General features: G+C 53.0%; 24 protein-coding genes. 14 read left to right on the top strand and 10 right to left on the bottom strand.

Going from position 1 to position 23,838, the window contains the following annotated elements; all coding sequences use genetic code 11:
- Window positions 1–276: 276 nt before the first annotated feature.
- Entirely contained in the window at window positions 277–1,041 is a 765-nt protein-coding gene (tpiA, locus tag LQ901_RS14755) for a triose-phosphate isomerase (RefSeq protein WP_039046063.1), read from the top strand.
- A 323-nt stretch (window positions 1,042–1,364) separates the two neighbouring features.
- Here tpiA and pfkA read toward each other — a convergent pair whose 3' ends face one another.
- From pfkA to LQ901_RS14740, 3 genes are all read right to left on the bottom strand, one after another.
- The gene (pfkA, locus tag LQ901_RS14750; RefSeq protein ID WP_010864884.1) at window positions 1,365–2,327 is read right to left on the bottom strand and encodes a 6-phosphofructokinase; all 963 of its coding nucleotides are present in this window, start codon (window positions 2,325–2,327) and stop codon (window positions 1,365–1,367) included.
- A 276-nt stretch (window positions 2,328–2,603) separates the two neighbouring features.
- Window positions 2,604–3,515: a CDF family cation-efflux transporter FieF gene (gene fieF / locus LQ901_RS14745; RefSeq protein WP_010864885.1), complete on the bottom strand. Its 912-nt coding sequence runs from the start codon at window positions 3,513–3,515 to the stop codon at window positions 2,604–2,606.
- Between the two features lie 146 nt (window positions 3,516–3,661).
- A complete protein-coding gene (locus tag LQ901_RS14740) occupies window positions 3,662–4,174 on the bottom strand; it encodes a Spy/CpxP family protein refolding chaperone (RefSeq protein WP_010864886.1) in 513 nt (170 codons plus the stop codon).
- A 202-nt stretch (window positions 4,175–4,376) separates the two neighbouring features.
- On the opposite strand from LQ901_RS14740, the gene cpxR reads away from it, so the two are divergent.
- The 3 genes from cpxR to trmL all read left to right on the top strand — a co-directional run bounded on the left by cpxR (window position 4,377) and on the right by trmL (window position 7,121).
- Window positions 4,377–5,063: an envelope stress response regulator transcription factor CpxR gene (gene cpxR, locus LQ901_RS14735; RefSeq protein WP_010864887.1), complete on the top strand. Its 687-nt coding sequence runs from the start codon at window positions 4,377–4,379 to the stop codon at window positions 5,061–5,063.
- 32 nt (window positions 5,064–5,095) lie between these two features.
- Window positions 5,096–6,469 carry an envelope stress sensor histidine kinase CpxA gene (gene cpxA, locus LQ901_RS14730; RefSeq protein ID WP_152136688.1) on the top strand — a complete coding sequence of 458 codons (1,374 nt, stop codon included), beginning with the start codon at window positions 5,096–5,098 and terminating at the stop codon, window positions 6,467–6,469.
- A 184-nt stretch (window positions 6,470–6,653) separates the two neighbouring features.
- Window positions 6,654–7,121: a tRNA (uridine(34)/cytosine(34)/5-carboxymethylaminomethyluridine(34)-2'-O)-methyltransferase TrmL gene (gene trmL / locus LQ901_RS14725; protein ID WP_010864889.1), complete on the top strand. Its 468-nt coding sequence runs from the start codon at window positions 6,654–6,656 to the stop codon at window positions 7,119–7,121.
- Window positions 7,122–7,280: 159 nt separating this feature from the next.
- Here the strand turns inward: trmL and cysE are convergent, their stop codons facing one another.
- The 5 genes from cysE to LQ901_RS14700 all read right to left on the bottom strand — a co-directional run bounded on the left by cysE (window position 7,281) and on the right by LQ901_RS14700 (window position 10,606).
- Window positions 7,281–8,102: a serine O-acetyltransferase gene (cysE, locus tag LQ901_RS14720; protein WP_010864890.1), complete on the bottom strand. Its 822-nt coding sequence runs from the start codon at window positions 8,100–8,102 to the stop codon at window positions 7,281–7,283.
- Between the two features lie 34 nt (window positions 8,103–8,136).
- On the bottom strand, window positions 8,137–9,141 hold the full coding sequence (gpsA, locus tag LQ901_RS14715; protein ID WP_152136683.1) for an NAD(P)H-dependent glycerol-3-phosphate dehydrogenase: 1,005 nt from the start codon (window positions 9,139–9,141) through the stop codon (window positions 8,137–8,139).
- 21 nt (window positions 9,142–9,162) lie between these two features.
- A complete protein-coding gene (gene secB, locus LQ901_RS14710; protein WP_010864892.1) occupies window positions 9,163–9,627 on the bottom strand; it encodes a protein-export chaperone SecB in 465 nt (154 codons plus the stop codon).
- A 197-nt stretch (window positions 9,628–9,824) separates the two neighbouring features.
- A complete protein-coding gene (gene grxC / locus LQ901_RS14705) occupies window positions 9,825–10,079 on the bottom strand; it encodes a glutaredoxin 3 (protein WP_047708939.1) in 255 nt (84 codons plus the stop codon).
- 92 nt (window positions 10,080–10,171) lie between these two features.
- Window positions 10,172–10,606 carry a rhodanese-like domain-containing protein gene (locus LQ901_RS14700; protein WP_010864894.1) on the bottom strand — a complete coding sequence of 145 codons (435 nt, stop codon included), beginning with the start codon at window positions 10,604–10,606 and terminating at the stop codon, window positions 10,172–10,174.
- A 286-nt stretch (window positions 10,607–10,892) separates the two neighbouring features.
- Between LQ901_RS14700 and gpmM the strand changes: the two genes are divergently transcribed.
- The 3 genes from gpmM (at window position 10,893) to LQ901_RS14685 (ending at window position 14,903) form a co-directional block, all read left to right on the top strand.
- Window positions 10,893–12,437 carry a 2,3-bisphosphoglycerate-independent phosphoglycerate mutase gene (gene gpmM, locus LQ901_RS14695; protein WP_039046068.1) on the top strand — a complete coding sequence of 515 codons (1,545 nt, stop codon included), beginning with the start codon at window positions 10,893–10,895 and terminating at the stop codon, window positions 12,435–12,437.
- 7 nt (window positions 12,438–12,444) lie between these two features.
- Window positions 12,445–13,686 carry a murein hydrolase activator EnvC gene (envC, locus tag LQ901_RS14690; RefSeq protein ID WP_064978287.1) on the top strand — a complete coding sequence of 414 codons (1,242 nt, stop codon included), beginning with the start codon at window positions 12,445–12,447 and terminating at the stop codon, window positions 13,684–13,686.
- Between the two features lie 122 nt (window positions 13,687–13,808).
- Window positions 13,809–14,903 carry a divergent polysaccharide deacetylase family protein gene (locus LQ901_RS14685; protein ID WP_233672368.1) on the top strand — a complete coding sequence of 365 codons (1,095 nt, stop codon included), beginning with the start codon at window positions 13,809–13,811 and terminating at the stop codon, window positions 14,901–14,903.
- Window positions 14,904–14,932: 29 nt separating this feature from the next.
- On the opposite strand, the gene LQ901_RS14680 is transcribed toward LQ901_RS14685, so the two are convergent.
- On the bottom strand, window positions 14,933–15,400 hold the full coding sequence (locus LQ901_RS14680; RefSeq protein ID WP_152135658.1) for a GyrI-like domain-containing protein: 468 nt from the start codon (window positions 15,398–15,400) through the stop codon (window positions 14,933–14,935).
- A gap of 141 nt (window positions 15,401–15,541) precedes the next feature.
- Entirely contained in the window at window positions 15,542–16,192 is a 651-nt protein-coding gene (locus LQ901_RS14675; protein ID WP_010864900.1) for a TetR/AcrR family transcriptional regulator, read from the bottom strand.
- A gap of 107 nt (window positions 16,193–16,299) precedes the next feature.
- Here LQ901_RS14675 and rfaD point away from each other — a divergent pair, with 107 nt between their 5' ends.
- From rfaD to LQ901_RS14640, 7 genes are all read left to right on the top strand, one after another.
- Window positions 16,300–17,247 (top strand): ADP-glyceromanno-heptose 6-epimerase, encoded by a 948-nt coding sequence (rfaD, locus tag LQ901_RS14670; RefSeq protein WP_010864901.1) that lies wholly within the window; start codon window positions 16,300–16,302, stop codon window positions 17,245–17,247.
- Between the two features lie 96 nt (window positions 17,248–17,343).
- Window positions 17,344–18,399: an ADP-heptose--LPS heptosyltransferase RfaF gene (gene rfaF, locus LQ901_RS14665; RefSeq protein ID WP_064978289.1), complete on the top strand. Its 1,056-nt coding sequence runs from the start codon at window positions 17,344–17,346 to the stop codon at window positions 18,397–18,399.
- Entirely contained in the window at window positions 18,387–19,346 is a 960-nt protein-coding gene (gene rfaC, locus LQ901_RS14660) for a lipopolysaccharide heptosyltransferase RfaC (RefSeq protein ID WP_064978290.1), read from the top strand. The genes rfaF and rfaC overlap by 13 nt, the downstream gene beginning before the upstream one ends.
- 8 nt (window positions 19,347–19,354) lie before the next feature.
- Complete coding sequence (locus tag LQ901_RS14655; protein WP_178088314.1) at window positions 19,355–20,293, top strand: glycosyltransferase family 2 protein; 939 nt, start codon at window positions 19,355–19,357, stop codon at window positions 20,291–20,293.
- On the top strand, window positions 20,290–21,513 hold the full coding sequence (locus LQ901_RS14650) for an O-antigen ligase (protein WP_115150188.1): 1,224 nt from the start codon (window positions 20,290–20,292) through the stop codon (window positions 21,511–21,513). The genes LQ901_RS14655 and LQ901_RS14650 overlap by 4 nt, the downstream gene beginning before the upstream one ends.
- Entirely contained in the window at window positions 21,494–22,600 is a 1,107-nt protein-coding gene (locus tag LQ901_RS14645; protein WP_233672367.1) for a glycosyltransferase family 4 protein, read from the top strand. The genes LQ901_RS14650 and LQ901_RS14645 overlap by 20 nt, the downstream gene beginning before the upstream one ends.
- Window positions 22,597–23,829, top strand: a complete 1,233-nt coding sequence (locus LQ901_RS14640) for a glycosyltransferase (RefSeq protein WP_233672366.1) — start codon at window positions 22,597–22,599, stop codon at window positions 23,827–23,829. Before LQ901_RS14645 ends, LQ901_RS14640 begins: the two co-directional genes overlap by 4 nt.
- The last annotated feature ends 9 nt before the right edge of the window (window positions 23,830–23,838 follow it).

The following is a 23,838-nucleotide window of genomic DNA, read 5'->3' as shown; positions in this document are numbered from 1 at the left end:
CTCTCGCCCAACTATTACGCATACTTGCAGTCAGGATCACCGCCAGCCAGCCTGAGTGGTGCGCAGCAAAAGTCTGATACTCGATTGCGTATGGTGCTGAGTTACTGGCTTTCGTAAATAGGCAACAAAAAATGCCGATGGAAGCACAAATCTATGATGATTCTCTGATAAATCGATTCAGATAACTGTTATATTTTTTCGGATATGTTTAACAGATCAGCGGCGGTAGCCCAGTGCGGCTATTCAGATCGCTCTATATTGACTGGAGAGTAAAGCATGCGTCGTCCATTAGTTATGGGTAACTGGAAGCTGAACGGCAACAAAGCCATGGTACAAGAGCTGATTGCTGGCCTGAAAGCCGAATTGAACGGTGTGGACGGTTGTGGCGTGGCGATTGCGCCACCAGTGATGTATCTGGCCGAAGCGCAAACGGCGCTGCAAGGCTCTGCCATTGCTCTGGGTAGCCAGAACGTTGACGTAAACCTGTCTGGCGCGTTCACCGGCGACATCTCTGCTGACATGCTGAAAGAGTTCGGTGCTGAATACATCATCATCGGTCACTCCGAGCGTCGTACTTATCACAAAGAAAGCGATGCGTTCATTGCGCAAAAATTTGGCGTACTGAAAGCTGCCGGTCTGATCCCAGTACTGTGCATCGGTGAAACCGAAGCCGAAAACGAAGCTGGCCAAACTGAAGCGGTGTGCGCTAAGCAGCTGGACGCAGTACTGAACACTCTGGGCGCCGAAGCGTTCATGGGCGCAGTGATTGCCTACGAGCCAGTATGGGCTATCGGTACTGGCAAGTCTGCCACTCCAGCACAAGCGCAAGCCGTGCACGCGTTCATCCGTGGCCACGTGGCTAAGCATGACGCCAAAGTTGCTGAGCAAGTGATCATCCAGTACGGCGGCTCCGTAAACGCCGCTAACGCCGCTGAGCTGTTCACCCAGCCAGACATCGATGGCGCGCTGGTTGGCGGTGCTTCCCTGAAAGCGGATGCCTTTGCGGTGATCGTTAAAGCAGCAGCGCAAGCCAAAGCCTAATTTTTCGCGTCGCATTTATTGATGTCTCATTGATATTGATGCCACATTGATACGGCGACGCCAGCGAGCACCTCGCAGCATTCAAAAATCCCGGCTCACAAGGCCGGGATTTTTTATATCCATACCAGCTCGGTATCGGCACAACACGCGTTTTTCCACACTACTCGCTCCACTTGCCTATCCACTGCCTCCCCCCACTTTGCCGTGCGCTAGCCACAGAATTCCGGCCATAAAAAAACGGCCACCGTAGTGACCGCTTTTTAAGATGCGCTTCGCCATACCGATAAGCTATGGCCAATACGCCTCAGAGCACGGGTTGCGTATCAGAACAGTTTTTTCGCTGTCGCCAGCCAATCGGCTTTGAATGGACGCTTCATGTTCTCGATAGCATCGATGATGTCATGATGCACCATCTTCTCGTTCTGAATACCGACACAGCGGCCACCGTAACCTTCCAGCAGCAGCTCAACTGCGTAAGCGCCCATGCGGGAAGCCAGAATACGGTCATACGCCACTGGCGCACCGCCACGCTGGATGTGGCCCAAAATGGTGGCGCGGGTTTCACGGCCGGTTTCTTTCTCGATGAACTTGGCCAGCTCGTTCACATCACAGATGTGCTCGGTGATCGCCACGATCGCGTGCTTCTTACCTTTACTGATCCCGGCCATGATCTCTTCCACCAGCTCTTGGCGGTTGAATTCCACTTCCGGCAGCACGATGAACTCACAACCACCGGCAATCGCCGCGGCCAGTGTCAGGTCACCACAGTGGCGGCCCATCACTTCTACGATAGAGATACGCTGGTGCGAAGATGAGGTATCACGCAGACGGTCAATCGCTTCCAGCACGGTTTCCAGTGCGGTGAAATAACCGATGGTGTAGTCAGTACCGGCCACATCGTTATCAATTGTGCCCGGCAGACCGATGCATGGGAAACCCATTTCCGTCAGCTTCTTAGCACCCATGTAGGAGCCGTCACCGCCGATCACTACCAGAGCATCGATGTCATGACTGCGCAGATTGGCCACCGCCTGTTCCCGCACTTTTTCATCACGAAATTCTGGGAAACGCGCTGAACCGAGGAAAGTACCACCACGGTTGATGACATCGGACACACTCTGACGATCCAGTTTACGGATACGGTTCTGGTGCAGACCCAGATAACCATCCATCACACCGTAAACTTCCAGCCCTTCACTCAATGCTGCCCGAACCACACCGCGAATGGCAGCGTTCATTCCCGGTGCGTCACCACCACTGGTCAATACGCCAATCTTTTTAATCATGACAACCCTCTGACTTTCGGAAGTTAGTTACTGCTCAGACTGCCCACCCGGATCCACATCCCCCAATGTTCTGATCCGAATGCCATTGCAGCTAAACTCCGGCATCTTACCCCAAGTTATGCGGACATAAGATGACAGGAAAAAATAAGTACGTGATGAGTATTACAATTTTGAAAAAAAACTAAATTGATACGCATCACAGTAACTCATCACACCCACTGCAAGGGCAAAATCGATCGGCTTACTCCTTTCAGCATGAAGGATTGTGATAAAAGTTTACGAGATTTGGCTCACAGCACTGTTTTTCATTTCCAATGGCACCGCCGATACCGGATCTTGGTGAATGATCACATCCGCCCCCGGGAACAACGCCATCAGATCGTGCTCTACCCCATCGGCAATCCGATGAGCGTCGACCAACGGCAGGTTATCGTCTAATTCTAGATGCAGCTGGATAAAGCGGGTAGGCCCGGCGCGACGAGTACGCAGTTGATGCACACCACGCACGCCCGGCGTTGAGCGCACACGCTCTAAAATCTGGGCGCGCTCTTCTTCCGGCAGCGCCTGATCCAGCAACGATTGCACCGCATGGTAGCCCATCACCACCGCGCTGATCAGGATGTAGCAACCAATACCGACGGCAAACAGTGCATCCGCCATACCGATGCCCCACCAGCTCAGGCCGATAGCCAGCAAAATCGCCCCGTTCATCAACAAGTCACTTTGGTAGTGCAGCATATCGGCTTTGATGGCCTGACTGCCGGTACGGCGCACCACCTGACGTTGAAACGCCAGCAGCGCCAGAGTCACCAGCAGCGCAAACACGGTGACGCCCATTCCTAATCCTGGATCGGTCATCGGCTGCGGGTTAATCAAACGCTCGCCACCTTGCAGCAACAGGAAAAAGGCTGAGCCGGAAATAAACATGCTCTGAGCCAACGCCGCTAATGACTCGGCTTTGCCGTGACCAAAGCGGTGCTCTTCATCTGCCGGTTGCAGTGAGTAGCGGATCACCAGCAAATTGGTCAGTGAGGCCGCAATATCCAGCAGCGAATCCACCACCGAAGCCAACAGACTGACAGCGCCGGTCTTCCACCAGGCCACGATTTTGACCAGTAGCAGCAAGGTCGCCACCGACGTTGAACACAACGCCGCCAGTTTGACCCAGTGCCCGTATTCCTTGTTCATTTGAATGTACTCCGCCTTCATTTGTATGGACGATTGGCACTGCTCAGTATACCGGTTTCAACGCCGCTCTGCGTCGCACAATGAAAAACCCCAGCCTGCACAGTAATGCAGACCGGGGTGAGACAGGCTATTTTGTTGTTATAAAATCAGTTGCTGGCGGGAGTCGCCGGAGCAGCCGCTGGAGCTGGTGTCGCTACAGGCTGGCGCGCCGCAAAACGCTGGTCAACTTTGGCTTTCTGCTCTGGTGTCAGCAGGTTGTACATTTGATTGTGCACCTTGGCACGCTGTACTTGCTGCTCGATACGCTGAGTATTCATTTTTTCAAACATGGTGCGCGCCGCAGCTTCATCAAATTTTGGCGCGGTCATGATAGCGTGCATCTGGGTACGCATTTGCGCGTCCATCATTGGCTGGCGATCCAGCTGAGTGCACAGCTCGGTAAACTGTTTTTGTTGCGCTTCGGTCAGGTTCAGACCTTTGGTGGCGAAACCGGCACAACGCATGCCGCGGCCTTGACCGTTGTGATGCTTTTGCATCATGCCGCCGTCCATCATACCTTTGCCCATCATCATGGTGTCATTTTGACCACCTTGTGCAAATGCCATGGTGGAAGTCAGAGCCACAACAGATGCGATCATCACTTTGTTCAGTACACGCATGGTTATCTCCTCAAAAAAACAGTGCGATATATGTCGAGTGCAACGCCAAGCGCGTTACTCTCTGGTGCAATGTGTCTATGGATTTAAGTGTACGCCGTCTCCTGCAAAGTGCTGTCAGTAGATGTAAAGCTGTGTAAAGGCTAATAGCCCTGCTGCGTGGGATCCCTTACCTTATAAAGCATAACTGATGGAGACTGTTCCCATGACCCGATTACTGTTGGTAGATGACGATCTGGAGCTCACTGATCTGTTGTCCGAATTGCTGGATATGGAAGGCTTTAGCGTCACGGTCGCCCATGATGGCGATCAGGCTCTGGCGATGCTCGATGCCTCTATCGATATGATTTTGCTGGATGTGATGATGCCCAAACGCAATGGGCTGGAAACCCTAAAAGCCTTGCGTCTAGAGCACAATACTCCGGTGTTGATGCTGACCGCGCGCGGCAGCGAGCTGGATCGCGTGCTGGGCCTCGAGCTTGGCGCCGATGACTATCTGCCCAAGCCGTTTAACGATCGCGAACTGGTGGCGCGCATTCGCGCTATCTTGCGCCGTACCAGCCGTCCGGTCGAGGAAAAGACCAGCGATACCCTCCACTTTGACCAACTGGAACTCTACCCAGGGCGGCAAGAAGCGCGCTTTGCGGGCACCTTATTGGAGCTAACCGGCACCGAGTTTAGCCTGCTGCAACAACTGGTACAGCATCCGGGCGAGATCTTGTCGCGCGAGAGCCTGAGCCTCGATATTCTCGGCAAACGCTTGTCGCCGTTTGACCGCTCAATCGACATGCACATGTCCAATCTGCGCAAAAAACTGCCTGACCGCCAAGACGGTCTACCGTGGTTTAAGACCCTGCGCGGACGCGGTTATCTGCTGGTGGCCGCCTCATGAATGCGCGTCGCCTGTGTGCCTCCACATTCGGGCTGTGTAACAGCTTGACCGCACGTATCTTCGCCATCTTCTGGTTTACGCTGGCGCTGGTGCTGTTGGTGGTGCTGATGTTGCCACGTTGGGACAGCCGTAACGCCTCGGCACTGTCAGAGCGCGAGCAGCTGAACTACCAGCGCTTTGTGACCCAAATTGCCGAACGCCTACAAGCACTACCGAGCGACAGCCAAGATCAGCAGATTCGCCAAGCGCTGCGCAACAGCGATCACAGCCGACTGCGCATCACCCTACAACGGGCCGATGGGCTGCTGCTCAACACCAACCACATGGGCGTGCGTGAGATGAATAACTTCATCGCCCTGTCCGAAGAGCTGCAAGCGCCGCGTAAGAAACTGTATAACCAACGGATGGTGATTGGCCCGTTTCTGATCCAAGTCCACGGCGAGCCGTTCCGGCTGTTTTTGTCTCACCCAGCCAGTAGCAAGGCCGGTTTTCTCAATTACCTGCTCGATCACCCGCTGACGTTGCTCGGGGTGACCATGCTGATCAGTACGCCATTTTTACTCTGGCTCGCTTGGAGTCTGGCTCGGCCGGCGCGGCGTTTACAGCAAGCGGCCAACAAAGTGGCGCGCGGTGAGCTAACCCCCGACCCGCAGCTTGAGCGCGGCGCCAAAGAGTTTCGTGCTACTGGCCGCAGCTTCAATCAGATGATTTCGGCCTTGGAGCAGATGGTGGGTAATCAGCAGCGTTTGCTATCGGATATCTCCCATGAGCTGCGCACGCCACTGACGCGCCTGCAATTGGCCACCGCGCTGGTGCGCCGTCGCCAAGGGGAAAGTCACGAACTGGCGCGTATCGAAACCGAAGCCCAGCGCCTCGATGCCATGATTGGCGAGCTGTTGGCCTTATCGCGCTTGCAGCTCAATAGCCATTTGGAGCGCGAAACCGTGCCGGCCGATGAGCTGTGGCTGCCGGTGTTAGACGATGCCATCTTCGAAACCGAACAAAGCGGTAAACAGCTGACCATCAGCGAAGCTCCGGGCCCTTGGCTGCTGTCTGGCAATCGCGCGTTGCTGGAAAGTGCGCTGGAAAATGTCATTCGCAATGCCCTGCGCTATGCGCACCATGACATCCATGTCAGCTTCTGCCGTACCGCCTTGCCCGACGGCGGCCATGAGCTCTGTATCACGTTGGATGACGATGGCCCGGGCGTGCCGGAAAGCGAGCGCGAGAAAATTTTCCGCCCGTTTTATCGCACTGATGAAGCGCGGGCGCGCACCTCCGGCGGTACCGGACTTGGCTTAGCGATTGTCGATAATGCCCTGCGTCAGCATCAAGGCCATATCGAAGCGGCCACCAGCCCGCTGGGCGGACTGCGTCTGATCCTGCGCTTGCCGCTGCTTGCCTAAACCGCCGCGCACATCTCGCGGCCCTCACACACCAAAGCGCTGACCGATACCGCCAGTCAGCGCTTATTTCCACCACAACGTAGCTTCACCACGCCGCCGGTTGTACCCCATCACCGCAATCGGGTATCCTGCTGCTCATTCGTTTATCCGCCGGCCTTCGCGCCCACGCTGACATACCACTATCATGCTGAATATTGTTCTGTACCAGCCGGAAATTCCGCCTAATACCGGCAACATCATCCGCCTGTGTGCCAACACCGGCTATCGCCTGCATCTGATTGAACCGCTCGGTTTTGTGTGGGATGACAAGCGCCTGCGCCGCGCCGGTCTGGATTATCACGAGTTCACCGAAATCCAGCGTCACCATGACTACGCCGCCTTTTTGGCCAGCGAACAACCGACGCGTCTGTTTGCCCTGACCACCAAAGGTACCCCTGCGCACAGCGACATCCAGTACCAAGCCGGTGACTATCTGCTGTTCGGCCCCGAGACGCGCGGTCTACCGCCGGAAATTCTCGATGCGATGCCACCCGAGCAGAAGATCCGCTTACCGATGTGTCCAGAAAGTCGCAGCATGAACCTGTCCAACACCGTTGCGGTGGTGGTGTTCGAGTCGTGGCGACAGCTTGGTTATCCCGGAGCCAAGCGATAAACAACAACGCCCTGCAACCAATCGGTGACAGGGCGTTTTCCAAAGACGTGACGGAAGATTATTCAGCACCGCATTTTGGCGGTGCGTGATCATTTTGGCGGTGCGTGATGTAGTCGTTCGCGATGAGTCATTCGTGGTTTGTGATGAGAGACGCGCGGCTCAGATCCCATCACCGTGGGTAAACTGCTGAATCAAGCCACTGAAGTCCTGATCCATCTCAAGCGATGGTTTGTCACAACACGGACGCCCCACCACCCGCGCCGGCACCCCAGCCACCGTGGTATGCGGCGGTACCGGTTGCAAGACCACTGAACCGGCACCAATTTTAGCGCCGCAACCCACTTCGATATTGCCCAGCACTTTCGCGCCCGCGCCAATCATCACCCCTTCGCGGATCTTCGGATGACGATCGCCAGACTCTTTACCGGTACCGCCGAGGGTGACGTTCTGCAAAATCGACACATCATTTTCCACCACCGCGGTTTCCCCGATCACAATGCCGGTGGCGTGGTCGAGCATGATGCCGTGACCGATGCGCGCCGCCGGATGGATATCCACCGCAAAGGCGACCGAAATCTGGTTTTGCAGATACACCGCCAGTGACGTGCGCCCCTGACGCCACAACCAATTGGCTACCCGATAACCTTGTAGCGCATGCACCCCTTTGAGGTACAGCAATGGCGTGGTACAGCTACCGACTGCCGGATCGCGATCACGCACCGCCTTGATATCCAGCGCCGCGCTAACAATCAGCTGCGGATCGCTTTCGTGGGCTTCTTCAACAATTTCACGCACCGAAATCGCCGGTACGGTGGCGGTGGCTAACTTGTTGGCCAGAATATAGCTGAGCGCACTGCCAAGGTGGCGATGCTTTAAGATGGTGGCATGGAAAAAACTGGCCAGCATCGGCTCGCCGTCAACCAGACGACGCGCCTCTTGTTGGATTTCTTGCCACACCAACTCCAGTTCCGGTTCAGACATGCAAACCGACTCCAATAGATGATGTCATTAACCTTTATTCGCTCTTACTGGCGCGCGCCAGTAGAGCCACAGCTGCTTCACGGGCATCTTTGCCGCAATACAGCACCTGATAAATCTGCTCGGTGATCGGCATTTCCACCCCCAGACGCTGGGCCAGCACGTACACCTCTTTGGTGTTGCGATAGCCTTCCACCACCTGCCCGATGCTGGCCTGTGCCTGCGCCACATCATGCCCTTGGCCGAGCATCATGCCGAACCGGCGGTTACGCGATTGGTTATCGGTACAGGTCAGCACCAGATCGCCCAAACCGGCCATCCCCATAAAGGTGGCCGCTTCGGCGCCCAGCGCCACGCCCAAACGGGTCATCTCCGCCAGACCACGGGTGATCAGCGCGGTGCGCGCATTGGCCCCGAAGCCCATGCCATCCGACATCCCCGCGCCAATGGCAATCACGTTTTTCACCGCGCCGCCCAGTTGGACGCCGATGAAATCTGGGCTGTTGTAGACACGGAAACTCTTGCCGCAGTGAAACAGTTGCTGCAAATCAGCGGAAAATTGCGGGTCGGAGGCCGACACCGAAATCGCCGTCGGCATACCCACCGCCATCTCTTTAGCAAAGGTGGGGCCGGACAATACTGCCAGCGGAATAGTGTCACCCAAGACTTCGCGCGCCACATCCTGCAACAGACGACCGGTCTCAGCTTCTAAGCCTTTGGTCGCCCACACCAGACGGCTGTCTGGGCGCAAATACGGACGCAGTTGTTGCAACACCTCGCCAAAAACATGACTCGGTACCACCACCAAAATATCGCGGCTAGCGGTCACGGCTTTGGCCAGATCTGCTTCAATGTGCAGATCCGGCGGAAACGGGATCCCCGGCAAAAAGGCCGCATTTTCCCGCTCCGCCGCCAGACGTGCCATATGCTGCGGATCATGGCCCCACAACACCACGGGGTGCTGATTACGCGCGAGCGTCAGGGCTAAAGCCGTCCCGTAAGAGCCGGCACCGATCACTGTCATGGCTACATCTGGTTTCATTGTCTTTACTCTTGGTCTGAATTATTCAGCCGCTACGCTCTGGTCTTGTTGCGCCTGCTCTTGCAGGTAGTTCATGAACAGCGCATCAAAGTTTACCGGAGCCAGATTCAGCTGCGGGAATGTACCGCGGGCAACCAGGCTGGTTACACACTCACGGGCATACGGGAACAGAATGTTCGGGCAGTATGCACCCAGACAGTGTGCCATTTGCGCACCATCAAGACCAGCCACGGAGAAAATACCCGCCTGCTGCACTTCACACAGGAACGCCACTTGATCGCCTACGTTGGCGGTCACGGTCAGACGCAGAACCACTTCAAAAGCGTTGTCACCCAGATCAGTTGACGCAGTGTCCAGATCCAGTTTCACTTCTGGCTGCCACTCTTTTTGGAAAATCACTGGTGAGTTCGGCGCTTCGAAAGACACATCTTTGGTGTAAATGCGCTGGATTTGGAACAGGGTTTCGTTTGGATTTTGTTCAGACATGACTCTTACCTTTTGGTTTCTGGTTCCTTGAAAACGGAATATTCTTCCTGAAAAGGCAACCCTCAGGATACCCGAGCGTTACCATGCGAATGCGTCAGTGGCTAGCCACTCATCAATGACACAACTTAAATTACGCACGCAGAGCGCAGTGACTCAGATTAGTGACCCCAATCCGTGCGCAGTGCGCCAAAGTCGCGTTAGCGGGCCAGCAGCGGATCCAGGTTACCGGCAGCGTCCAGTGCATGCAGGTCATCACACCCACCGACATGTTGGCCGTCGATAAAAATCTGTGGAACCGTCGTACGGCCACTGCGTTCAATCATCACTGCGCGCGCCTGTGCATCGTTATCGATAGCTATCTCGTCAAAGGCTGCGCCCTTGCGGGTCAGCAGCGCCTTGGCGCGGATACAAAAAGGACAGGTCGCTTTGGTGTAAATTTCAATTTGGGCCATCACACACCCCACCGGATTCACTGTTGTCCCACATCTTAGTGCCGTTGCCACAAGGGGGTTATCCCGCCGAGTACCAATGCACCAAGACCGAATTATTTGCCCTGCACCAATGGCAGATGCGCGCCGCTCCAGCCCGCAATGCCTTCACGCAGTACGTGTACTTGGGCAAAGCCTTGCTTGCTCAGATCTTCTGCCACAGTTCGCGCGGTCATACCGGTTGCGCACACCACCACCACAGGCTGGGTTTTGTGCTTTTCCAGCTCGCCCAGATTGTTGGCTTTAATCGCGGATGGCAGCAGATTCAGGCTGTCTACGATATGGCCTTTGCGGAACTCATCCGGCGAACGGATATCCACCAGCACACCGTTGGCCTGGTTGATCAGACGGGTCGCCTCGCCGTTATCAATGCTCTTCACCGCAGAAAAACGGCTCTTGAAGGTCATTACGATCACGGCTACAAACAGGGCAATCCACGCCATGCTCAAAATGGTGTGACTTTGAATAAAAAGCATCACTTGTTGCTGCATAGAATTTCGCCATCAAAAAATCGGTGAAAGAAAGGTGATTGAGTATACCTGCGTGCCACACCAATTACAGCTTTAAGCCCCGCCTATCACAGTAATATGTGGAGTAACGCAAGCGATGGGTTACTCTATGATCAGAGATTATTGCAGGTAAGCAGGCAACCAGGGTGCTGTGAGTCACACATTCTGGCGCAATCATTAGCTGACACGAGTCAGTAATGTAGTAAAATTCCTCAACACTGCACTATCAATACACAGCTATTCTTTTATTATCGACGAGAGGTCTTACATGACTACCGCGAAGAAACCGATGGTTCTGGTCATCCTTGATGGCTATGGCTACCGCGAAGATAAGCAGGACAACGCCATTTTAAATGCTAACACCCCGGTCATGGACAAGCTGTGGGCCGAGTGTCCGCACAGCCTGATTTCCGGCTCCGGCCTGGATGTCGGCCTGCCTGACGGTCAGATGGGTAACTCTGAAGTCGGCCACGTTAACTTAGGTGCCGGCCGTATCGTGTATCAGGATCTGACCCGTTTGGATAAAGAAATCAAAGATGGTGATTTCTTCCACAATACCGTGCTGACTGGCGCTGTCGACACCGCTGTCGCCGCCGGTAAAGCCGTACACATCATGGGTCTGCTGTCACCGGGTGGTGTACACAGCCATGAAGATCACATCTTGGCGATGATCGATCTGGCCGCCCAACGTGGCGCCGACAAGATTTACCTGCACGCCTTCTTAGACGGTCGTGACACCCCACCACGCAGCGCCGAAGATTCACTGGCACGCGTGGCGCACCACTTTGCCGAGCTGGGTAAAGGCCGCATCGCCTCGATGGTTGGCCGTTACTACGCCATGGACCGCGACAACCGTTGGGATCGCGTACAACTGGCCTACGATCTGCTGACCCAAGCCAAAGCGGAATTCCACGCCAGCAACGTGCTAGACGGCCTGAACGCCGCTTATGCGCGCGAAGAAAATGATGAGTTCGTCAAACCAACTGTGATCCGCGCTGAAGGCGAAGCTGATGCTGCGATGCAAGATGGCGACGCACTGATTTTCATGAACTTCCGTGCCGACCGTGCGCGTCAGCTGACGCGTACCTTCATCAACGCAGATTTCACCGGCTTTGCCCGTGAGAAAGTGGTTAAGTTCAGCAACTTCGTAATGCTGACCGAATATGCTGCTGACATCAAAACCGCCTGCGCCTATCCGCCAGAGAATCTGGAAAACACCCTGGGTGAGTGGCTGTCTAAGCATGACAAAACCCAGCTGCGGATCTCGGAAACCGAGAAATATGCGCACGTCACCTTCTTCTACAACGGTGGCGTAGAAGAGCCGTTCCCAGGCGAAGATCGCATTCTGATCCAATCGCCACAAGTGGCGACCTATGATCTGCAACCGGAAATGAGCTCTGCCGAGCTGACCGAGAAGCTGGTCGGTGCAATCGAAAGCGGTAAGTACGACACCATCATCTGTAACTACCCGAACGGCGACATGGTCGGCCACACCGGTGTGTTCGATGCAGCAGTGAAGGCCGTTGAAGCGCTGGATCACTGCATCGAGCAAGTGGTGGCCGCCGTACGTAAAGTGGATGGTCAGCTGCTGATCACCGCCGACCACGGTAACGCCGAGCTGATGAAAGACCAGACTACTGGTCAGCCATTCACCGCGCACACCAACCTGCCAGTGCCACTGATTTATGTTGGCAAACCGGCTGAAGTGGTCGCCGGTGGCAAGCTGTCTGACCTGGCACCAACCATGCTGACCTTGATGGGCATGGAAATTCCAGCAGAGATGACTGGCAAGCCGCTGTTTATCGTGAAATAATTTTCACATGCTAAATACATACGGCTCACGTATCAGTCAATGGTGTACCGGTGCTCTTTGCACCGGTATGCTGCTGTGCGCGCCGTATGCCCCTGCAGCACCCCAATCGGCGCTGCAGGGCGTGCAACAAGAAATTGCCCAGCAGGCCAGTAAAGTGGCCGCGCAACAAGATCAGCGCCAGCAACTGCAACAGGCGCTACGTAAGCAAGATCAGTCCATCAGCTCCGCCAGCAAAGCACTGCGCCAAACCGAGCAGCGGCTGACTCGCTTAACCCGCGATCTCAAACGCCTGACTAGCTCGATCAGCGAGTTGGAAAAGCAGCAGCAACAGCATCAACAGCGTTTAGCGGCCCAGTTAGATGCCGCCTATCGACAGGGTAAACAAGGCCAATTGCAGGCCATGTTGTCCTCGGATGATCCGGCCCGCGCCGAACGCATGCTGCATTACTACCGTGCCATCAATGAAGAACGCCAAGCCGTGATGAACGAGATCAGCGTGAATCAGCACGAGTTGCAGCAGCAAAAAGATGAGCTACAAGCTAAACAAAAAGAACAAGCCACGTTGCTGGGAAGTCAAAAACAGCAACAGGATAAATTGCAGCAAGCGCGCACCGAGCGGAAGAAAACCTTGAGTGCCTTAGAAGCCGACCTGCAACAAAACCAGCAAAAGCTGGCACAACTCAAACAGAACGAACAACGCCTGCGCGATCAAATCGCGCGCGCTGAGCGTGAAGCCAAAGCGCGCGCCGAACGTGAAGCGCGCGAGCTAGCACGCAAACAAGCCGCAGAAGAAAAACGTACCGGTAAACCGTATGTGCCTAACGATCGCGAGCGGGCCTTGATGGCACAAAGCGGCGGTCTTGGCCGGCCGGCAGGTCAACATATCTGGCCGGTACGCGGCAGTATCCTGCATCGTTTCGGCGATAGCCAAGAAGGCGAACTGCGCTGGAAAGGAATGGTGATCGCCGCGCCAGAAGGCAGCGAAGTACGCGCCATTGCCGACGGCAAAGTGCTCTTGGCCGACTGGCTGCAAGGCTACGGTCTGGTGATGGTGGTCGAGCACGGTAAAGGCGACATGAGCCTGTATGGTTATAACCAAACCGTGTTATTCCAGCCGGGCGATAACGTCAAAGCCGGTCAGCCGATTGCCTTAGTCGGTGACAGTGGCGGTCAGGGTAGTGCCGGTCTGTACTTTGAAATTCGCCGTCAAGGGCAAGCGGTCAACCCGCGCCCATGGCTAGGTGGCTAAGCGGCGTGTCCAGCCCGTCCTTGCTGTTATCCCGTCTTTCACTGGCTGCCACTGCCGTTCTTTCGGCTGCCAGACGTTGTTTATCCGCTCGCCCTTGTCTATTCGCTTGCAACAGGCTGACCTTGCAACCGAGTCGTCTCGTACGCTTAAACCTCACTCGTTTGAGCCTCACGTTGCTGGTTGGCGGCACACTGACTGGCTATGCCCATGCCGGCAAACTGGCGATTGTGATTGATGATGTCGGCTACCGCCCTGCCGATCAGGCGGTAATGCGTTTGCCGTTACCGGTGACGGTGGCCATTTTACCGGTCGCCCCGCATGCCGCCCGCATGGCCGAACAAGCGGCCAAGCAGCAGCGCGACGCGCTGATCCACATGCCGATGCAACCGCGCGGTAGCACGCGTGTTGAAGCCGGCGCCCTGCACACCGGTATGGATGCCGCCGCGGTACGTCGCACCCTAGAACAAGCCTTACAGGTGGTACCGCACGCGCGTGGGATGAATAACCACATGGGCAGTGCCGCTACCGCCGATCCAGCCTTGATGCAGCTGTTGATGCAAGAGCTAAAAGCTCGCCATCTGTTGTTTCTCGATAGCCGCACCACAGCGGCGACCGTGGCTGAGTCTACCGCGCGTCGTTTTGGGGTGCCCACGCTGCGGCGCACAGTGTTTTTGGATGACAACAACAGTTTGACCAAGGTACAGGCCGAGTTTCAGCGTGCGGTGAGCATGGCGCGCCACAAAGGCTGGGCGGTCGCCATCGGCCATCCACGGCCCAATACCTTGAAAGTGCTGCAAGAGGGCCTCGCCCATTTGCCAGCTGATGTGCAATTGATCAGCTTACGCGCATTGATCGCTGAGCTGCCGGCCGACGGTAAACAACCTGCGCCTAGCACAGGCACAGGCACAGGCACAGGCACAGGCACAGGCACAGGCACAGGCACAGGCACAGGCACAGGCACAGGCAAGCATAACAGCGCCCCATCATCGAGTCTGCGCCAACCGGGGCCGATTATAGAGCCTACGCGCACTAGCACGCCGGCGGCAACAGAGGCGAACTCGACTGCCGAGCCTTCAACCGCCCCTAACAAACCAAACCTCACACCAAGTAACGAGACCGGTGTAGTCGGACTTGAGCAGCTGGACTTGCTGCCAGCACCAACCTCGGTGCCTCCGTATCGCCATTTGCCACTGCTGCGCGGTCAACGCGAAGAATGACCGCTAGCCACACCGACACAGCGCCGAGATTAGCGCACCGGAATGCAGATGCTCACATCATAACTAGCCGCCTGCGGCCCGCTGTGATGATAGAGCTCAAAGCATGGGCGCTCATCCCACTGTAACCCCGCTTGCTCCAGCTCTTGCATCAACTGTTGCCATGCTGCGCCATACTGCTCTGGCGAGGCAATCTGGCAGCGCAAGGTGGCATAACGCCCGCCCGGTAAACTGATGCGGCTAATCGCCTCACTGGGCGCGACCGCCTCTGGCTCGGCCAGCGTAATGCAGCAATCGGTACGACATTGCTCAGGTGCGGTGGTATTCGGATCGTCATGATAGATAAAAATCACTTCGCGCGTTGCGACCCCATGCTGATGCACCCATTGCATCAAATGCTGCATGGCGGCCTCGTAACCTTGACCATACGGCCCTGTCACGCGCACCCCAGCTAACTCACAGGCAGCCAAGTCTTGTAATTGCATAGATGGATTTGACACGATGCTTCCCTCTCACCGGCTAGAGATGATCACGGCATGCCACCGTGACCGACTCAACCGGTATAGACCGCCGCTGACTAAGTCGCCACAACTGTATATAAAAACAGCGATCTCGCTAGAGAAAAATCGTGGTCGCCGGCGTTACTCGTGCAACTCGCGCTCGAGCTGTTCGCGGTAATGGGCACTGAGGCGTTCAATTCGCTCTTTACCCACCGGCGTCATCATCGGGCGCATCAGATTCAGCATGCTGAGCACGCCCTGATACACCACCTGACGGGTAATCAAGGTTTGCGGGGATTGGGTACTCTGGTAGGGGATCCAGCAGGTGACAATCAGCTTCATGGTATGCACGAACTCTGGCAACGCTTCCGCCGACATATCCAGCAAACCGCTAGCGTGCATGTTGCGCATGATGGCGATCAGCTTTTGGTCAAGATCTGCCTGCGCCGCCAAGTACTGCCGCTGCAGACGCTCATCGCGCCCTAACAAGTCGGCCAGATTGGCATAGAAGAAACGGTAGCGCCACATGGTGTAAAAGATGGCATCCAGATAGCCCATCAGCACATCCAGACTGAGCTCAGATTGCTGTTTAGGCTGGAAGGCCAGCGCCAAATGGTCTGCATACTCGCACAAAATGGCGTGTATAATGTCTTCTTTATTGCGAAAATGATAATACAGGTTGCCAGGGCTGATCCCCAGATGTGCAGCGATATGGTTGGTGGTTACGTTGCGCTCACCGCGTTGATTGAACAACTCCAGACTGGTCTGAATAATACGATCACGGGTTTTCATCTGCACAACGCTCCTCAACAAAGGCTCCAGCTTGAGCCGTTTGTTATGATAACGGACTCAGATCCAAGGGCAATCACTCTGTAGTGTAAACAAGAAGGATTCCATCCATGATTATCGTCACTGGCGGCGCCGGCATGATCGGCAGCAACATCATTAAAGCGTTGAACGACATGGGACGCAGCGACATTCTGGTGGTCGATAACCTGAAAGACGGCACTAAATTCGTCAATCTGGTTGATCTTGATATCGCTGATTATATGGATAAAGAGGACTTCATTACCCAGATTATGGCCGGCGATGACTTCGGCGATATCGATGCGGTATTCCACGAAGGCGCTTGCTCTGCCACCACGGAATGGGACGGCAAATATGTCATGCTCAACAACTATGAGTATTCCAAAGAGCTGCTGCATTACTGTCTGGATCGCCAGATCCCATTCCTGTATGCCTCTTCGGCAGCCACTTACGGCGGCCGTGACCACGACTTTATCGAAGAACGCCCTTATGAAGGCGCGTTGAACGTCTACGGCTACTCCAAGCAGCTGTTCGACAACTATGTGCGTCGTTTGTGGCAAGATGCCGAAGAACATGGCGAAACACTGTCGCAAATCACCGGTTTCCGTTACTTCAACGTTTACGGACCACGTGAAGGCCACAAAGGCAGCATGGCCAGCGTCGCGTTCCACCTCAACACTCAGATCAACAAGGGTGAAAATCCTAAGCTGTTCGCCGGTAGCGAAAACTTCAAGCGTGACTTCGTGTATGTCGGTGATGTCGCCGCCATGAACCTGTGGTTCTGGGAAGCCGGTGTGTCTGGCATTTTCAACTGCGGTACCGGCAATGCGGAATCTTTCCAAGCGGTTGCCGATGCAGTCACCGCCTACCATCAAAAAGGTCAGGTGGAATACATCCCATTCCCTGAACATTTAAAGGGCCGTTATCAAGCCTTTACCCAAGCCGACTTGACCAAAGTACGCGCGGCTGGCTATAACAAGCCATTCAAAACCGTGACCGAAGGGGTAGCGGAATATATGGCGTGGCTGAATAAGCGTTAATTGCGGCCTGCCATGCCCGACTGCTGCGCACGGCAAATGTCGTGCGCCATCTTCTGACGAGTAACAACGGTTGCTCGTTTTATTTTTTGAGGACACATGAAAATCCTGGTGATAGGCCCTTCGTGGGTCGGTGACATGATGATGTCACAAAGCTTATACCGTACGCTGAAAGCGCAGCATCCCGATTGTGTAATTGATGTCATGGCACCCGCTTGGTGCCGCCCGCTGCTCGAGCTGATGCCCGAGGTTCACAGCGCAATTGCAATGCCGATTGGTCATGGCCGTTTTGCCCTGACCGAGCGCCGGGCACTGGGTAAGCAGCTACAAGCGGAGGGCTATGATCAGGCGATTGTGTTACCTAATTCGTTTAAATCCGCACTGATCCCATTTTTTGCCTCGATCCCAACCCGTACCGGTTGGCGCGGTGAAATGCGCTATGGTTTGCTCAATGATCTGCGTGTGCTGGATAAAGCCGCCTTTCCCTTGATGGTTCAGCGCTACGTTGCGTTAGCCTACGACGGGCAAATTAGCCGCGCCGAACAGCTGCCCACGCCACTGCTGTGGCCGAAACTGGTCATTGAAGATACCGAGATTGCCAACACCTGTGCGGCCTTTGATCTGAATGATGAGCGTCAAGCCATCGGCTTTTGCCCTGGCGCTGAGTTTGGTCCGGCCAAACGCTGGCCACACTATCACTATGCAGCACTGGCCGAGGCGCTGATCCGCCAAGGCTACCAAGTACGTCTGTTTGGCTCAGCCAAAGATAAAGACGCTGGTGAGCAGATTATCACCAGCTTGCCTGCCGAGTTGCAGGAGCACTGCATTAATTTGGCCGGTCAGACCGAACTGGCGCAAGCCGTGGCGCTGATTGCCGATTGCCAAGCGGTGGTCAGTAATGACTCCGGTTTGATGCATGTGGCCGCCGCACTCGGTCGTCCGCTGGTCGCCCTGTACGGCCCGAGCAGCCCAGACTTCACGCCGCCGCTGTCAGATAAATCAACGGTACTGCGCCTGATTAGCGGTTACCATAAGGTGCGCAAAGGGGATGCCGATGCCGGCTATCACCAGAGTCTGATTGATATTACGCCACAACAGGTATTGGATGCGCTGCAGCCGTTACTGAGTCAGGAGCAAGCGGCATGCGCGTGTTAATGGTCAAAACTTCCTCCATGGGCGATGTGATCCACACGCTACCGGCGCTCACCGATGCCAAGCGGGCAATCCCCGATTTGCAGGTGGATTGGGTCGTCGAAGAGGGCTTTGCTCAAATCCCAAGCTGGCATGTTGCCGTCGACCGCGTCATCCCGGTGGCGATCCGCCGCTGGCGCAAAAATTTGTTGAGCCCACAGACCCGTCAAGAATGGCATGCCTTTCGCCAGCAATTGCAAGCGCGAACCTATGATGTGGTGATAGACGCACAAGGGTTACTGAAAAGCGCGGCGCTAATCACCCGCTTAAGTCACGGCACCAAGCATGGCTTTGACCGTCATAGCGCGCGTGAGCCATTAGCCAGTCTGTTTTATGACTGCAAGCACCCAGTGGCCACTCAGCAACACGCGGTCGAACGCACTCGGCAACTGGTCGCGCAAAGTTTGAACTACCCAGTGCCGACACAGCTGGGCGATTACGCCATTGCCCGTCACTTCACCAGCACGCTACCGGCCGATGCCGGCCAATATATGGTCTTTCTGCATGCTACCACCCGTGATGATAAGCACTGGCCGGAGACACACTGGCGCGAATTGATTGATTGGGTCGGCAAAAATACGGCACTGCGTATAAAATTACCGTGGGGAGCGCCGCACGAACAAGCACGAGCAGAACGCTTGGCCGCAGGCTTTTCCCACGTCGACGTTTTGCCCAAGCTAACCTTGGCACAAGTTGCCTCCGTACTGGCCGGTGCCAAGCAAGTGATTTCCGTCGATACCGGTCTCAGCCATCTGACCGCCGCACTGGATATCCCGAATATCACGCTGTATGGACCAACTGATCCGGGATTGATTGGTGGGTATGGGAAGGGGCAGGAATCAGTAGTTGCCAACGATAATGATATGGATAGCATTAATGCATCCAACATTATCGATATATATATTGGATGAATTGCATCATGGAACAGATTATTTTATCCGTAATTATTGCCGTGCATAACACTGAAGAGTATGTTGAGCAAGCTCTAAAAAGTTTAGATCAAGCTCTGCATGGCTACAAATTAAGTTCGACAGTTGAAGCAATCATCGTTGATGATGCATCGTCTGATAACTCAGTATCAATCATCAATAACTATAAACCAGATAACTTTAAAAAAAGATTTTTCTCTGTTAACTATAATAACGTCGGAAAAGTAAAACGTTTTGCATTTAAACAATGCCAAGGCAATTACATCACTATTTTAGATAGCGATGATGCATTTCGAAATAACGCATTAACATTAATTACAAAAACCCTCGCCTCAAATAAATACGACATGGTAATAACACCCATTAGCGAGGTATATAATAACTTTCAGGTTGACGCAATAACACATTTAACTCAACAAGAAAAAATCAGTCAAGATAATGCAACAAAACTATTTCTGTCGCATAAAAAAATAGAAGGACACATTGCTGGAAAGTTTATTAAACGTTCACTATTAACAGATGATTTTTTCCCTGAAACACTCTGCTATGAAGATATAATCACCATTGGCCACGCCATATCAAAATCAACCGATATTTTATTTTGCAATAGCCACCTCTATCTTTATAGGAAAAGAACTGGCAGTATATCTAATGATAAGGGCGGTGAAAAAATTGCTATGTTATTCGATGCATTAGAAAAAATCGAAAACATTTTCTCACCTCAACTAAAGTATGCCAATATCGTTAATGCCCTATGGGTAAAATGCATATCAGATCTTGTTGCTCGAGGCAAAGGTAGACTACCTATTCCTGAGAATGCAAAAAGAAAACTTAGCACTATAAACACTCTTAGCTTCGTTCTAGATCCCAAAGTAAGATTAAGTAGGAAAAGAATGCTACTAAAACTTAAGGTAATGAATGTAACATGAATAAAAAAGAACTACTGCCTAATACGACAATATTATTTATTTTCGCGTCTATTTCCTTAGCGATGTTTAACATAGCATATTCTCGTGATACTTTTTATATTGCAGGATATCTATCTATCATTTACTTTTTAACAAATATCAACAAGCAGACTATTATCAGTAATGCATTACCTCTATCGATTTTACTCCTTGGACTTTCAAAAATAATCTGGTCAATGTACTACGAACCAAGTAGTTCCAACTTCAGTAATGTTTACAACTCTTATTTTGATGTAGGAAAAAGACTTGTCATAGCATCATTCCTTGTCTCATTTGCAATCAATACTGACAGTGTACATAAGGAAAAGCTAACGAACATCATTCGGCTAGTTATGCCATTTGTCGCTTTAGCTATCGCTGTATACTCAGCCTATCAGTTTCATATTCTTGGCTTAGCACGCACTGAATTATCAACAAACAGAGCAACAGCAACCGCCTATATGTTGACACCAGTTCTATTACTTAGCCTATTTTGCTGTATAAAAGAAAAACCCTCACTGAATAACATTATATTTTTAGCCTTAGTATTCGGAGCTTGCCTCTACTCAATCCTATTAACACAAACACGCGCTGCAATATTAGCCTTTACATTTATCGCATTACTCATGCTCATGTTTAAGCTAAAAAATGAAATAAGAAAAACCGTTTTGCTATCGCTTGCAACCATTATTTCAGTAGCTACCATTATAAACTATGACGGTATAGTTAAGCCACGAGCAACACAAGCGTTCACAGAGATTATAAACTTCGACCAAACAAAAGATAATGGTTCCCTTGGCAACCGTTTTACTATGTGGATCGCAGGTGCTAAATCAACCTACTCTCATCCCCTCGGGCAATCAGCGGAGCAACGCTATCAATCGATAGATAGACAAATTAAGGAAAATATCATCAATCCCATGATTTATCGATACGTAGATGTTCACCTGCACAATGAGACGATTGACACAATATCTCTACAAGGAATTACCGGATTTTCAGCATTAATATTATTCTATCTATTTACAATAAAATTCAGTTTGAAAGAAAAAAACTATTTATTGCTGTCAATCAGTTTAACTATCATTCTTTATGGTCTTAGCGATGTTCTATTCTTCAGCCAAGAAGTCACTGTTACTTATATGTCAGCACTAGCACTTGCGATCATGATCGGAAATCAACATGAAAATAGCTCACTTTGAAACCTCCATGGATTGGGGTGGTCAGGAATTACGGATCGTAGAACAGACCGAATGGCTGAATCAGCATGGTCATCCTACATGGATTGTTGCCCGTCCAGGTGCGGCGATCATTAAAAAAGCGCGCGAAAAAAACTTGCCCGCATTTGAATTGCGCGTGCGAGGTTCGGTACATCCGAGCACCTTAAAAAGTCTGCTGCAATTCCTCAAACAAAATCAGATCCAACTCTTAGACTGTCACGGCAGCCGAGACAGTGTTTATGGTGCGTTGGTCAAGGCATTAAGCGGCATTAAAGTGATCCGTTCACGACATGTCACTGACCCCATTAAAACGTCCGGATTACACGGGTTGGTTTGGCGGCATGGCAACCACGGCATCATTACCACCGCAAAAAAAATTCAGGATATGCTAGAGGAGCTTGGGATCCCGAATCGTGATAAGACGCTGGTCGCCCCTGCCGGCGTAGATCCTGCGCGATTTACTGCCTCGCTGGATAGCCAAGCTCTGCGCCGCGAACTGGGTATTCCTGCCGAGCATATGATAATTGCCAACATCGGTATGATCCGCCCGGATAAAGGGCAGAACTATTACATCGACGCCTGTAAAACCCTGCTAGATAAAGGGCTCCCCCTGACCTGTATCCAAGTGGGTGAGGCAACCGGTCAAACGGCAGAATTTAAAGCGCAAGTACTGGCCGCTGCTCAACCTTATCTGGGGCAACAAATTCGTTTCCTCGGTTATCACAATGATATTGAAAACTACCTAGCGTTAGCCGATATCGTGGTGATTGCCTCGGTAGCCACCGAAGCGCAAACCCGCTTGGTCGCGCAAGCCTTCTTTATGCAAAAGAATATCGTTGCCACCACCACCGGCGGGCTGCCAGAAATGATCCAGCATGAAAAAACTGGTCTACTCTGCCCACCACGCGATGCCAATGCGCTAGCACATGCTATCGAGCGCCTAGTAGAAAATCCGTCACTGAAAACTGAACTCCAGCAACATGCCTTGCAGCATGCTCAGCAATTTATGACCTTCGATTATATGATGCAGGAGATGGTTAACTTTTATCAGGACACGCTGCAACGATGAGCCGCACGCCTTCTGATACCTTGCACATCTTGCACCTGATCGACCTACGTAAAGTCGGTGGGGTTGAGACAATGTTTTGTGACTTTGTCCGACAGCCTGCCGCCCTGGGCGCGGTGCGGCACTCGGTCTTAATGGATCATGCCGCGATTGCAGCGCCCTTACAGCCACGCTTAGCCACCCAAGCAGCGCTGCAGGTGCAAGATATTAAGCGTCTGTCATTTCTGAAATTACCTAACCGGCCAAAACTGTTTCGTGCCTGGAATCGACTACGCATGATCCATGATATTCAGCCGGATGTAATTTTAGTCTGGAATCAGTTCACTGAGTGGCATCTATCTGCCAAACAGGTGCAGCGCTATTTGCCCTGCCCCGTGGTTTACTATGAGCATGGCATGTCATGGTATCAACATCGTCCAACGCTACCTCAGCGCTTTTTTGCCCACGTTGATCATTGCATTGCCGTCTCTCATGCCGCCAAAAGGATGTTGGAGCTCAAACATAAAATATCGGTGCCGATTGACGTTGAGTTTAACGCACCGCGTTTACTCCCCGCAATGCAACCCACCAAGCCATTGCAACCCGGTAAACCACTCATCTTTGGTAGCGCAGGGAGAATGGTTCCACTCAAATGTCTTGGTCTATTACTGTTCACCATCGTAGAGCTGAATAAACTCGGTAATCCTTGTCATTGTTATATTGCAGGTGATGGTCCAGAAAGAAACTATCTGGAGCAAACCATCGCGGCGCTGGGTATCAGTGAGCAAGTCACCCTACTCGGTCATGTAGATGATATGGCGAGCTTTTACCGCCAACTGGATGTGTATGTGTGCCCGTCAATGCATGAAAGTGTATCGCTAACGAGCCTTGAAGCCGCAGCGTATGGCATTCCGACCATCACCAGTAATGTCGATGGATTACCTGAAGCCGTAATCAATCAACAAACCGGACTATGCCTCAGCCCAGAATTAAGTGTCGAACAATATGCAGCGCTAACAGGGGCTTCAACCGCATTTTCACCGTTGGTATATCGCCCAGATCTGGATTGTTTAACCGCACCAACCATGTTGGCTCCGCAGCAAATCGCACAAGCGGTATTGCACTTATGCGAGAATCCGCAACGTTACGCAGAAATGTCCCGTGCAGCGCAGCAACACGCGCAACATAGCCGTAGTTTTGCGGAATTATCCACGGCTCTGCTACAACGCTTGCGCAGCCTAGCCGGCCGCTAAACGGCCGGA

The sequence above is a fragment of the Plesiomonas sp. PI-19 genome (genome assembly GCF_021368255.1).
In the GTDB taxonomy this organism is placed as follows: domain Bacteria; phylum Pseudomonadota; class Gammaproteobacteria; order Enterobacterales; family CAMTGL01; genus Plesiomonas; species Plesiomonas shigelloides.
This window is presented reverse-complemented; position numbering and strand designations above follow the sequence as displayed.